The following is a 12,744-nucleotide window of genomic DNA, read 5'->3' on the forward strand; positions in this document are numbered from 1 at the left end:
CACCCGGCCGGTCACTCCGGGCGGGGGTGCGGTGTCGGAGTGGTGTGGTCTCATCGAGCCGTGACAGCGCCCGCCCCCACCCCGCTCCCGACCGACACCGGCCGGACCGACACCGGCTCGACCGACACCGGCTCGACCGACACAGGCCGGACCTGGCCGGCCGGTCTGGACGACCTCGTCGGCCGTGACTGGACCGCCACCCGCGCCGGCCGGCAGGACCGGTGGGTCGTCCGCGGCGGACCGGGCAGCGGCAAGACCTCGCTGATTGTCGACGTGGTCCGCGCCGCGGTGGCCGGCGGTGTGGGAATGGACGGCGTGCTCGTGCTCACGGGTTCGGCCACCGCGTCCGCCGCGCTGCTCGAGGAGGCCACCCGCGGGATGCCCCCGGAGTTCGTGGTGGGCACCGACGCGCCGGTACGGACGGTCCACTCGCTCGCTCACGCCGTGGTGCGGCTCGCCGCCGCCCGGGCCGACGCCCCGCCGCCGAGGCTGCGCACCGGCGCGGAACACGACGCGCTGGTGCGCGAGACCCTGCTCGGAGAACTGTCGGACGGGGCGCCGCACTGGCCCGAACAGATGCGACCCGCGCTGTCCACGGTCGGGTTCGCGCGCGAGCTGCGTGACCTGCTGCTGAGGTCGCTCGAGCGGGGGATCGGGCCCCGCGAGCTCGCGCGGCTCGGCAGCACGGCGGGCCGGCCTGCCTGGGTGGCCGCCGCCGGCTTCTTCCGCCGACACGAGGAGCAGATGGCGCTGCGGTCGGGGGTGCGGAGCGCCCAGTCGGACGTGCCGGAGGCCCTCAACGCCGCCGAGCTGGTGGGCGCCGCGCTGGACGCGCTGACTGCCGACCCGGAACTGCGCGAGATTTTCCGCTCCCGGCGCCTCGTGGCCGTGGACGACGCCCATCACCTCGATCCGCTGGCCGCGGAGTTCGTCGCGACGGTGGGCGGCGGCGCGGACGTCCTGCTCGTCGTGGAGGACGGCGACCAGTCGGTCTTCCGGTTCCGCGGTGCCGACGGCGGCCTCGCGCGCGCCGTGGTCGACCAGGGCGGTCGCGCGGTCGACCTGCCGGTCGGCCACCGCATGTCCCCGGCCGTCACGGCGGTCGCCGCGCGGATCGCCTCCCGCCTGCCCGGGGCCGCCCGCCACCGGCCCCGGGAATCGGCCGGTGGACCGGAGGGGAAGGTGGGCATCGGGGTCGCCGGGTCGGCCGCCTCGGAGGCCGCCGTCGTCGCCGACTTCCTGCGCCGCCGGCACGTCCTGGACGGCATCGACTACGGCGAGATGGCCGTGGTGACCCGCTCGCTTCCGCGTGTGGCCGACGCCCTGCTGGCCGCGCTGGACGCGGCCGGCGTCCCGGTCGTCGACGCCGGCGCCGAGATCCCGCCGGCCCACGACCCCGTCGCCTCGGCACTGCTCCTACTGGTGCGCTCGGCGCTCGAGGGTGCCGCGGGCAGCGACGCCGAGCGGATCCTGGCGCTCCTGTCGGGGCCGATCGGCCGCGCGGACGCCGTGGCCATGCGTCGCCTCCGTCGCGGCCTGCGCCGGTCGGGGATCGGCGGGACCGAACCCAGCGCCGAGACCCTGCGACGTCTCGTCCTGGCGGACGAGGACGCCCTCCCGCCCGGGCTCACCGCGGTCGAGCTCGCCCCCGTCACCCGGGTCCGCCGCGCGCGCCGGGCCGTGGAGGCCGAGCTGCGCGCGGGAGGGACCGCCGAGGAGGTCCTCTGGGCCGCGTGGACGGCCTCCAGGCTGGAGCGCCGCCTCGTCCGGCAGGCGGTGGCCGCCGACCCCTGGTCGCGGTCCGCGGACCGGTCGCTCGACGCGGTGGTGTCCCTGTTCGATCACGCCGCCGACTTCGTGGACCGGGTCCCCGGCGGCTCGGTGGGCCTGTTCTGCGACGTCGTCTCGGGCGAGGACCTGCCCGCGCCCCGGCGCGCCGACACTCGCGCGCGGGGCGGCGCGGTGAGCGTGTTGTCCGCGCACGCCGCGGTGGGCCGGCAGTGGCGGGCGGTCGCGGTGTGCGGCGTCCAGGACGGTGTCTGGCCGGCGCCCCGCCGCCGGTCCGGTCTGCTGGGCGTCGACGAGCTGGTCGACCTGACGGAGATCGCCGGGGACGGACCGGTGCCGTCCGAGGCGGAGCGGGCCGTGTCCTCCGCGGCCGCCCGGTCGGCCGAGGAGCGCCGCCTGTTCTACGTCGCGTGCTCCCGCGCCAGCGAGCACCTGCTCGTCACCGCCGTGGAGTCACCCGAGGAGGGCGACGTCGCCCCCTCCCGCTTCGTCGACGAGATCGCCGACCTTGCGACCACCGCCACGGCGGTCGCGTCCCCCGGCGCCCCGGTGGGCCCGTTCCGCCACGCGCCCGCCGTGTTCTCCCTGCCGCACCTGGCGGTGGATCTCCGGGCCGCGCTCCACGACCCGTCGACCGACCCCGCCGACGCGCGTCACGCGGCCGGCCTGCTCGCCGGTCTCCGCGACGCCGGGGTGGGGGAGGCGGACCCGCGCACGTGGTTCGGCGCCACCGAGCCCTCCACGGACGCGCCGCTCACGCCCGACTCGCCCGACCGACCGATCGCGGTGCTCTCGCCCTCCGGATTCGGTGCCCTCGAGGAGTGCCCGCTGCGGTGGTTCCTGCAGTCGGTCGGAGGAGACTCGTCCGACTCCGGATCGGCTGCCCCGCTCGTGCGGGGGTCGGCCGTGCACGCCCTGACCCAGGCCGTCGAGGGCGGCATCGACGAGGACACGATCCGCTCGACCGTCCGCCGGCGCGCCGAGGCGCTGACCCTGTCCCGCGGGTGGTTCGCCGAGCGCGGGGCGGAGACGATGGTCGAGATGGCCGAGACGTTCCGCAGATGGCGCTCGTCCACCCGCGATGGGTTCACGACCGCCGCGGTCGAGGAGCCGTTCGAGTTCGACGCTGGCGGCGGGGTGCGGGTCCGCGGGCGGATCGACAGGCTCGAAGCAACCTCCGCGGGGCAGGTCGTCCCCGTCGACGTGAAGACCTCGGCCGCGGCGGCCAGCAAGAAGGACGCCGCGGTCAACCCGCAGCTGGCCCTGTACCAGCTCGCGGTAGCCCGGGGGGCGGTCGCCGCCGCGGCCGGTCGCGAACCCGGAGGGGGCCTCCTGCTCTATCTGGCCGGCCGTGAGGGGCGGATGCCGACCGAGCGGGCGCAGGACCCCCTCGGGGCCGACGGCGCCGAGGCCCTGGTCGTCCGTGTGCAGGAGGCCGGCCGCGCGACCGTCGGCCCCGGCTACACCGCGCGCGTGGGCCGGTGGTGCGAGCACTGCAGCGTCAGATCAAGCTGCCCCGCGCAGCCCGAGGGGAAGCAGGTGATCGGGTGACCGCGTCGATCGACCCCGCCGCCATCGCCGACGCGCTCGGCATCCATCGACCCACCCCCGAGCAGGCCGAGGTGATCGCCGGGCCGACCGAACCCACGCTCGTGTTGGCCGGGGCGGGCGCCGGTAAGACGGAGACCATGGCGGCCAGGGTCGTGTGGCTGGTGGCCAACGGGTACGCGCGACCGGGGGAGATCCTCGGCCTGACCTTCACCCGTGAGGCCGCCCAGCAGTTGTCCAGACGGATACGCCGCCGCCTGGACGCGCTCGCCCGTAGCGCGCTGTGCTCCGGGCCCGGCGCGGACCCCGCGATCGCCGAGGCGATCCGCACCGAGGACCCGCAGATCTCCACCTACCACGCCTTCGCCGGCACCCTGCTCGGCACCTACGGCCTGCTCGTACCCGTCGAACCGGACTCGCGGCTGCTCACGCCCACCGCCGCCTTCCAGCTCGCCCACGACGTGGTGTCGAGGTGGGAGAGTCCGCTGACCACGGGGTCGAATCCCGGCACGGTGACCCGCGACGTGCTGGCCCTGGCCGGGCAGTTGTCCGACCACCTGGTCACCACCGACGACCTGCGCTCGCACCCCGACCTGATCACGACCCTCATCGCGACCCTCCCGCCCGGGCCGCGGCAGAAGGCGACCCCCACCGCGTGGCTCGGGAGGACCGCCGAGATCCAGGGCCACCGGGAGGAACTCGCGGACCTGGTGGACGCGGTCACGGCCCACATGCGGGCGGAGTCGGCGCTCGACCACGCCTCCCAGATGGCCCTGGCCGCCACCGTCGCCCGCGACCACCCCTCGGTCGGGCTCGCCGAGCGCCGCGCGTTCCGCGTGGTGCTGCTCGACGAATACCAGGACACCGGGCACTCCCAGCGTGTCCTCCTGTCCTCGCTGTTCGGTGCCGGGGCCGACCCGGCCCCGGCCGTGACCGCCGTCGGTGACCCCATGCAGTCCATCTACGGGTGGCGGGGGGCGTCGGCCTCCAACCTCGACCGCTTCCGCGAGGACTTCCCGCTGCCCGGGGGCCGCCCCTCGCACCTGAGGGAACTCACGACCTCGTGGCGCAACCCGCCCGAGGTCCTCACCCTGGCCAACCGGATCACCGCGCCGCTGCGCGACCGGCCCGGATCCATCCCGGTTCCCGAACTCCGGGCCCGGCCCGGGGCCGAGCCCGCGGACCTCAGGGTCGCGCTGCTCGACACGGCGGAGGACGAACGCGAGTGGCTCGCCGACACCCTCGCCGACAGGTACCGAGCGGCGGAGGGGGCCGGCCGCGTACCGACCGCGGCGGTCCTCGTGCGTCGTAACGGCGACTCCGCCGCGATCGCCGAGGCCCTCGAGGCCCGCGGCCTACCGGTCGAGATCGTCGGCGTCGGCGGGCTGCTCGACGTGCCCGAGGTCGCCGACGTCGTCGCCCTGCTCACCGTGGTCGCCCGCCCGGGCGCCGGCCCCGCGCTGCTGCGACTGCTCAGCGGCTCCCGGTTCGCGCTCGGCGCGGCCGATCTCGCCGCCCTCGCCCGGCGCGCGTCCCGGCTGTCCCTGCGCAGACCCGCGTCCGCGACGGGGGCCGTCTCCGACCCCCGCGAACTCGATGACCTCCTCGACGCCCTCGCCCGCGGCGAGGAGACGGACTCGGCCGGACTGGCCGATGCGCTCGCCGACCCGGGCCCGGAGGACCAGTACAGCCCCGCCGGCGCGCAGCGCATCAGCGAACTCGCGGCCATCATCTCCGGGCTCCGCGCCCGCTCGTCCGCGCCACCCGCGCGGCTCGTCGCGGCCGCCGAACAGGCCCTCGGGCTCGACGCCGAGGTCCGCCTGCGCCAGCGCGCCGGCCGTGGCGAGGCCCGCGAACAACTCGACGCGCTCCAGGAGGTGGCCGCCGGCTTCCGGCCCGAGCGCGGAACCGGGCTGGACGCGTTCCTGGCCTACCTCGACCTCGCCCGCTCCGTCGACGGCGGGCTCGCCCGCGGTGAGGTCGCCTCCAGGCCCGGACGGGTGCAGATCCTCACCGTCCACTCGGCCAAGGGCCTCGAATGGGAGATCGTCGCCGTGCCGCACCTGGCGGACGGCGTCTTCCCCTCCGGCCAGCCACCGCAGACCTCCGTCCGCACCGCGACCCAGCTGCCCGAGCAGCTGCGGGGCGACCGCGAGACCGAGGACAACCCTGGAGGGGTGCCGGTCCCGCGACTCGACGGCGTGACCGACCGCAAGTTGCTGGAAGAGGCGTTGGGGACACACATCAAGCGGGTCGAGCGGCGCTCCCTCGACGAGGACCGCCGGCTGTTCTACGTCGCGGTCACCCGGGCCGAGCAGACGCTGCTGCTGTCCGGGTCGCACTGGCTGGGATCCGCCACCACACCCAAGGGGCCGTCGGAGTTCCTCGGGGACGTGCTCGACGCGTGCGGGGGAGAACCACCGCTCGGGGTGATCGACCACCTCGTCGTCACACCCTCTCCCACGAACCCCGCCACCGCGGGCACCGTCGAGGCGACCTGGCCCCGCGAGGCCGCGCCCGACCGCCTCGCCGCCGCGCGGGCGGTGGGGACGGCCGACCCCGTGGACCCCGAGGCCCAGGCGCCACCGGAGTCGGGCCCCGCCCGGCGCTGGCACCTGGCCGCGGCGTCCCTGCTCGCCGACGCGCGGCGGGCCGCGCAGCGCCGCGACGAGGTGCACCTCCCGCGCCGTCTCACCGCCGGGGAGATCGTCGCCATGGCGACCGACCCCGCCGAGTTCGCCGACCGCCTCCGCCGGCCCGTGCCCTTCCGCCCGGACCGGTTCGCGCGGCGCGGCACCAGGTTCCACGCCTGGCTCGAGCACCGCTACGGCGCCACCCACCTGCTCGACATCGACGACCTACCCGGCGCCGGCGACCAGGGTGCCGTCGACGGATTGTCCGAGGCCGACCTCACCGCCCTCCAGCAGGCGTTCGAGGCGTCGCGGTGGGCGAGGATGACGCCCGACGCCGTCGAGGTGCCCTTCGAGGTCGGCCTGGGCGGACACCTCCTGCGCGGACGGATGGACGCCGTGTTCGCCGACGGCGACGGATGGATCGTCGTGGACTGGAAGACCGGGCGTATGCCCGCGGAACGGGACATGCCCGCCGTCGCCCTCCAGTTGGCGGTCTACCGGTACGCGTGGGCGAAGGTCGTCGGGGCCCGCCTGGGGCGGACCGTTGAGCTGGGGTCCGTCCGCGCCGCGTTCCACTACGTGCGCTCCGGGCGGACCCTCGAACCGGCGGACCTGCCCGACGCCGAGGAACTGCTGCGTATCCTCTCCGAGGGCCCCGGCCGGGGCCGGTTGTTGTCCGAAAGCGGTCGATAGGCGACGATTCTCCTCGGTGACGACGGGCCCAGCGGGGGCCCGCCCGCGGGAACGGAGTCCCATGGTCGAGAAACGCGCGTTGGCGTCGCGGTTCCGCGGCAACGATCCACTCGACGAGAGTCCCGACCACACCCTGGTGGGCGTCGTCAGCATCCCCGAGAACGTCGGAAGCCCGTGGCGGCTGATCGGCAAGCGGGTCCTGATGGCCCTCGTCGCGCTCTGTCTGGGAGTGCTCGTCGTGTGGACCGACCGCGGCGGCTACACCGGAGGTGGCGGGCCGAACGGTGAGATGACGCTGATCGACTGCTTCTACTACGCCACCGTCTCGCTCTCGACGACCGGCTACGGAGACATCACCCCTATCACGCAGCAGGCACGACTGATCAACACGCTCGTCGTCACGCCCCTGCGCCTGGTGTTCCTCATCCTGCTCGTCGGCACCACCCTCGCCGTTCTCACCGAACAATCCCGTCAGGCCCTGAAGATCCAGCGTTGGAGGAGCGTCGTGCGCAACCACACCGTCGTCGTCGGCTACGGCACCAAGGGCAGGTCGGCCGTCGCCGCCATGCTCGCCGACGAGATCGCCCCCGACGACGTCGTCGTCGTGGATACCGACCCCCAGGCGCTCAAGGCAGCGGCCGCTCACGGACTCGTCACCGTCCACGGGTCGGCGACCCGGTCGGACGTGCTCAAACTGGCCGGGCTCACCCGCGCCTCCGCCGTCGTGGTGGCCACCAACTCCGACGACACCGCGGTGCTGGTCACGCTCACCGCCCGCGAACTGGCGCCCCACGCCAAGATCGTCGCGACCGTCCGCGAGAGCGACAACAAGCACCTGCTCAAGCAGTCCGGCGCCGACTCCGTCGTCGTCTCCGCCGAGACCACCGGTCGCCTGCTGGGACTGGCCACCATCACCCCGACCGTCGTGGGGATGATGGAGGACCTGCTCACGCCCGACGAGGGCTTCTCGATCGCCGAGCGCCGTGTGGAGGAGTCCGAGGTCGGCGGCTCGCCGCGGCACCTGGCCGAACTCGTGCTGGGCGTGGTGCGTAAGGGGCAGCTGCTCAAGGTCAACGAGCCGGAGGCGGACGCGCTGGAGGCCGGCGACCGGCTGCTCTACATCCGGATGGTCGCGGGCTGATCCCCGAGTCGGCGCCGTCCGGCCGGTCCGCAGGACTACGCTGATCGGCGCCCCTCACGACCGGCGAAAAGGACTCCTCACGATGCCGCTGGACTTCACCCTGGACTCCGATCCCGTGCTGTCGGTGGCCGCGCCCGACCGGGCGGCCCCCCTCCGGCAGGACGCGGACGGACTGGCCACGGGATGGGCCTCGGCGCGGATCATGAGGGTCGACCGGCGAAACCGGTTCGCGACCGAACCCACCGCGGGGGACCGCAAGCGGATCCGGCTCGAGCCGGCCCTCGACCACGCCGACCGACTGCCCGAGGACGCGGTCTTTCTCGGACGCACCGACGACGCCCGGCACATCTGGGCCGTGCCCGTCGACGAACTGCCCGACAGCCCCGCCGTGAGCAACCTACGCGCGTGCGGGGCGGACCTGGTCGAGGGCGACGGATCGCTGGCCGCGCAGGCCATGGCCCTTCTCGGGTGGCACCGCGACAACGTCAGGGGCCGGCAGCCGGACCACCACCCGCGTCGGAAGGAAGCGGGGTGGGCCATCGAGGACCCCTTTCACGGCGGGCTCGAGTACCCGCGGACCGATCCCGCCGTGATCTGCCTCGTCCACGACGGCGGCCGGCAGGTCCTCCTCGCGCGGCAACCGGTGTGGCCGGCGGGGATGTACTCGCACGTGGCCGGCTTCGTCGAGGCGGGCGAGTCCCTCGAGGGATGTGTGCGCCGGGAGGTCGCCGAGGAGGTCGGTGTGGTCGTGGACCGCGTCCGCTACCTGGGCAGCCAGCCCTGGCCGTTCCCGCGCTCGCTCATGGTCGGGTTCCAGGCCGTGGCGGACCCGGAGGCGCCGATCCTGCTCGAGGACGAGGAGATCAGCGAGGCCGCCTGGTTCGACGTCGATCAGGTCAGGGATGCGCTGGCCGGTCGCGGCGATCTCATGGTCGCGCCGCCCGTGTCCATCGCGCACGTCATGCTGCGGTCCTGGGTGGCGGCCGTCGACCGCGACGGCGGGGCCTGACGCGAGGGGGCGCCGTCGGCCGTGTCCCGGGCCGGCGGCGCCCCGTGTACCGGGCCTACCGCGCCTCAGGCGCCGGCGAGCTCGGCGAGCTTCGCGCGCACCTGGGAGGCCGGAGGGTTGGTGGCCGTGGTGCCGTCCGAGTACAGGGCCGTGGGCACGACCCGGTTGCCGCCGTTGACGCTCTCGACGAACGCGGCCGCCTCGGCGTCGGCGTCCACATCGATCTCCGTGTAGCCGATCTCCTTCTCGTCCAGCAGCTTCTTCAGCCGCGTGCAGAACGGGCACCACGAGGTGGTGTACAGGGTCAGGGCGTCGTTGGTCGTCACATCGCTCATGACGGGGTGTAACGCCCTCGCCGGTGGGAATCATCCCCGGGGGAGGCCCGCGGCGAGGTGTCCGACCCGGATGCCACGATGGGGGCGTGAGTGACACGGGGCGCGGCGGCCATGAAACCGGCCAGGGCGGCGGACGGGGAGTCGGGCGGCTTGGTGGTGCGGAGTCGGCGCTGGAGGGCCTGGACCCCCAGCAGCGTCGCGCCGTGCTGGCGCCCCGCGGCCCCGTCTGCATCCTTGCGGGCGCCGGGACGGGCAAGACCCGCACCATCACCAGACGGATCGCGCACCTGGTCACCACCGGGCACGTCCGCGGGGACCAGGTCCTGGCGGTGACGTTCACCGCACGCGCTGCCGGGGAGCTGCGCATGCGACTCGCGGGGCTCGGCGTCGCGGACGCGGGGACCGGGCCGGTGCAGGCGCGGACCTTCCACTCCGCGGCCCTGCGTAACCTGTCCTACTTCTGGCCGCGGGTGTACGGCGAGGAACCGTGGCAGCTGCTGGACGGTCAGTTCCGGGCGGTCGCCCAGGCGGTCCGGCGTGCCGGTCTCGATCCCGCCACCGAGACGATCCGCGACGTGCTGACCGAGATCGGGTGGGCCAAGTCGAGCCTGCTCACCCCGGATACCTACGCCGAGCAGGCGGTCGCACTGGGACGAGACCTGCCGGTACCCGCTCCCGAGGTGGCCCGGGCCTTCCGGGCGTACGAGGACCTCAAGGTCTCCGGCCCGGTCCGGATGCTCGACTTCGACGACCTCCTGTCGCACATGGCGGAGCTGGTTGAGGAGGTGCCAGCCATCGCGGAGGAGTTCAGGGACCGGTACCGCTGCTTCGTGGTGGACGAGTTCCAGGACGTCACGCCGGCCCAGCAGCGGCTGCTCGCCGCGTGGTTGGGCAATCGCGACGACCTCACGGTGGTGGGTGACGTCAACCAGACGATCTACTCGTTCGCCGGCGCCGAGCCCGACTTCCTCCTCGGTTTCGCCGACCGCCATCCCGGCGCGACCGTCGTGCGCCTGGAATCCGACTACCGCTCCACCCCACAGGTCGTGGACCTGGCGAACGCGGTGATCGGGGCCGGAGCCGGTCGGTTCCGCAGCGCCGGCCTCACGCTGCGCGGCATGCGGCCACCCGGGCCCGATCCGGTGCTCGCCGAGTACGCGGACGAGGACTCGGAGGCCGACGCCGTGGCGGCGACCGTCGCCGATCTCGTGCACGGCGGGACCGATCCCGCCGAGATCGCCGTGCTGTACCGGGTCAACGCCCAGTCGGAACGGATCGAGGCGGCACTGGACGAGGCGGGCATCGGATACCGGCTCAAGGGCGGCGAGGGCTTTTTCGAACGCCCCGTCGTGCGCCGGGCGATGTCGGCGATCGATCGCCTCGTCGACGGCTCGGACGAGGCGATGGCCGGCGCCCACACGGGGGTGACGGACCCGGCGGACGTCGTCGCGGTCATCCGTCAGGCGCTCGAACCTCTCGGCCTGACCGCCGCGGAGCCCTCTGGTACCCAGGCCCGCGAGACGTGGAACTCCCTGAGCGCGTTGGCGGGACTGGCGGAGGAGATCGCCACCGCCGAGAGTCGCCCGGGACTGCTCCCGGTCGTGGCCGGCCTGAGGGAACGCGCTGCCGCCCGACACGCGCCGGACGAGCGGGGGGTGACGTTGGCGTCGTTCCACGCCGCCAAGGGCCTCGAATGGGACGCGGTGTTCCTCATCGGCGTCCACGAGGGCAGCCTGCCGATCAGCCACGCGATCAACGCCGGTCCGGACGCGATCGAGGAGGAGCGGCGACTCCTGTACGTGGGGATCACACGAGCCCGCGAGCACCTGTCTATCTCGTGGAGCAGGAGCCGCCGGGCCGGGGGCCGCGCCACGCGGCGGCCGAGCCGCTTCCTCGATCCGGTCCGCCCGGCGCAGGCCCCCGCATCGCCGCGCCGATCCACGGACTCGTCCGACAAGGGACGCTGCCGCGGCTGCGGGGAGAGGCTCAACGGGCCCATGCACCGGGCGCTCGGGTTGTGTCCGGAGTGCTCGGTCGAGGTCGACACCGAATTGTTCGAGCGGCTACGCGAGTGGCGCCGCGAGACCTCGGAGCGGATCGGCAAGCCCGCCTACACGGTGTTCACCAACGAGACCCTCGCCCAGATCGCCCGCGATCGTCCCGCGGATACGAGGGCCCTGGGCCGGATCGGCGGTATCGGCGCGCACAAGCTCGGCGAGTACGGCGACGACGTGCTCAAGCTGGTCCGCGGGAACTGACGGCCTGGCCGACGTCCTCAGTCCTCGTCGGGGAAGATCTCGGGCATCCAGCGCCGCACGATCTCCCGGTAGGGCGCGGACGCCTGGAGTTGGCACAGCATGCCGACCGACGCCGACAGCACCCGGTGGATCAGCACGTACTCGCGGGGCAGGGCGAACGAGCGCGAGGTCCGGAACTCCCGGCCCGAGACGTCCCCGTAGACCGCCATGATGCCCTGCATCCACGCGCGGTCGAAGTGGAACACCGGCTCGCGCATCGGCTCGATGAACGGGTTGAGGAACGCCATCGCGTCGGCGGGATCCAGCCCGCCGCGGCCCACGTAGCCCGCGCGGGTCATCACCTCGACGAGCTGATCCGCGTCATCGGCCAGTGCGTGCCGCATCATCGAAGTCAGCACGGTCGGTATGCCCTCGGGGAGCGGAATGGCCGCGCCGAAGTCCAGCACCACCAGGCGACCGTCGTCGGCCAACAAAAAGTTGCCCGGGTGCGGGTCGCCGTGCATCAACCGCGCCCGCACGGGGGAGCTGAACTGGAACTCGGTCAGCAGTTCCCCGGCGAGATTGCGGTCCTCGGGGCTGCCGTCGGCGGAGATCCGGCTCAGCGCGCGGCCGTCCGCCCACTCGGTGACCAGCACCTTCGGCGCGGACGCCAGCACGGCGGGGACGTGGAACTGACGGTCGTCGCGGAACGCGGCCGAGAAGATCCGCTGTGTGTCGGCCTCGGTGCGGTAGTCGAGTTCGCTCACCGTGCTGTCGTACAGCTCGTCGATGATCCCCCTGATGTCGGTGCCGGGGTTGAGCGGGCGCAGGAGCGGGGCCAGCCTGCGGAGCTGGCGCAGGTCCGAGCGCAGGGCCTCGTCGGCCCCCGGGTACTGCACCTTGACGGCCACCTCGCGGCCGTCGGACCAGACGGCGCGATGCACCTGTCCGATCGAGGCGGCCGCGGCGGCCTCGCCGTCGAACTCCGAGAACCGCTCGCGCCACCGCAGCCCGAGCTGGGCGTCCAGGACGCGCTTCACCTCGGCGGCGGGGAGGGGCGGCGCCTCGGACTGGAGCTTGGTGAGCGCCTCGCGGAACGGCTCGGCGTACTTGTCCGGCATGCCGGCCTCGAACACGCTCAGGGCCTGCCCGACCTTCATGGCGCCGCCCTTGAGCTCTCCGAGGACGGCGAAGACCTGCTCCGCGGCCTGGTCGGCGAGTTCCTCCGTCAGATCCCCTTCGCCCCGTCCGAAGGCGCGGCGGCCGAGGGATCCGGCAGCGCGGCCGGCGATGCCCAGTGGTAGTCCCGCGAGGCGCGCTGCGCGGCGGGACGAGGTACGGGGTAGATCGGACACGTCCC

Annotated in this window: 7 protein-coding genes; 5 read left to right on the top strand and 2 right to left on the bottom strand. The window is 74.1% G+C overall.

Going from position 1 to position 12,744, the window contains the following annotated elements:
* The first annotated feature begins 60 nt into the window (after positions 1 to 60).
* From A6035_RS05145 to nudC, 4 genes are all read left to right on the top strand, one after another.
* Positions 61 to 3,339, top strand: coding sequence for a UrvD/REP family ATP-dependent DNA helicase (locus A6035_RS05145; RefSeq protein ID WP_244192543.1), 3,279 nt, complete (start codon positions 61 to 63; stop codon positions 3,337 to 3,339).
* Positions 3,336 to 6,662: an ATP-dependent helicase gene (locus A6035_RS05150; protein ID WP_108846894.1), complete on the top strand. Its 3,327-nt coding sequence runs from the start codon at positions 3,336 to 3,338 to the stop codon at positions 6,660 to 6,662. Before A6035_RS05145 ends, A6035_RS05150 begins: the two co-directional genes overlap by 4 nt.
* A 61-nt stretch (positions 6,663 to 6,723) precedes the next feature.
* Positions 6,724 to 7,803 carry a potassium channel family protein gene (locus A6035_RS05155; protein ID WP_108846895.1) on the top strand — a complete coding sequence of 360 codons (1,080 nt, stop codon included), beginning with the start codon at positions 6,724 to 6,726 and terminating at the stop codon, positions 7,801 to 7,803.
* An 82-nt stretch (positions 7,804 to 7,885) separates the two neighbouring features.
* Complete coding sequence (gene nudC / locus A6035_RS05160) at positions 7,886 to 8,812, top strand: NAD(+) diphosphatase (protein ID WP_108846896.1); 927 nt, start codon at positions 7,886 to 7,888, stop codon at positions 8,810 to 8,812.
* A 65-nt stretch (positions 8,813 to 8,877) separates the two neighbouring features.
* Here the strand turns inward: nudC and A6035_RS05165 are convergent, their stop codons facing one another.
* Complete coding sequence (locus A6035_RS05165; protein WP_043567235.1) at positions 8,878 to 9,147, bottom strand: mycoredoxin; 270 nt, start codon at positions 9,145 to 9,147, stop codon at positions 8,878 to 8,880.
* Between the two features lie 170 nt (positions 9,148 to 9,317).
* On the opposite strand from A6035_RS05165, the gene A6035_RS05170 reads away from it, so the two are divergent.
* The gene (locus tag A6035_RS05170; protein WP_108849092.1) at positions 9,318 to 11,405 is read left to right on the top strand and encodes an ATP-dependent DNA helicase UvrD2; all 2,088 of its coding nucleotides are present in this window, start codon (positions 9,318 to 9,320) and stop codon (positions 11,403 to 11,405) included.
* A 17-nt stretch (positions 11,406 to 11,422) separates the two neighbouring features.
* On the opposite strand, the gene A6035_RS05175 is transcribed toward A6035_RS05170, so the two are convergent.
* Positions 11,423 to 12,739 (bottom strand): ABC1 kinase family protein, encoded by a 1,317-nt coding sequence (locus A6035_RS05175; protein WP_108846897.1) that lies wholly within the window; start codon positions 12,737 to 12,739, stop codon positions 11,423 to 11,425.
* Between the last annotated feature and the right edge of the window lie 5 nt (positions 12,740 to 12,744).

The organism is Dietzia lutea (assembly GCF_003096075.1).
Classification (GTDB): domain Bacteria; phylum Actinomycetota; class Actinomycetes; order Mycobacteriales; family Mycobacteriaceae; genus Dietzia; species Dietzia lutea.

What these genes read in the sequence shown, in the direction of transcription:
- A6035_RS05155 (WP_108846895.1), top strand. Translation starts at nt 6,724, where the DNA reads ATGGTCGAGAAACGCGCGTTGGCGTCGCGGTTCCGCGGCAACGATCCA.
- A6035_RS05165 (WP_043567235.1), bottom strand. Translation starts at nt 9,147, where the DNA reads ATGAGCGATGTGACGACCAACGACGCCCTGACCCTGTACACCACCTCG.
- nudC (WP_108846896.1), top strand. Translation starts at nt 7,886, where the DNA reads ATGCCGCTGGACTTCACCCTGGACTCCGATCCCGTGCTGTCGGTGGCC.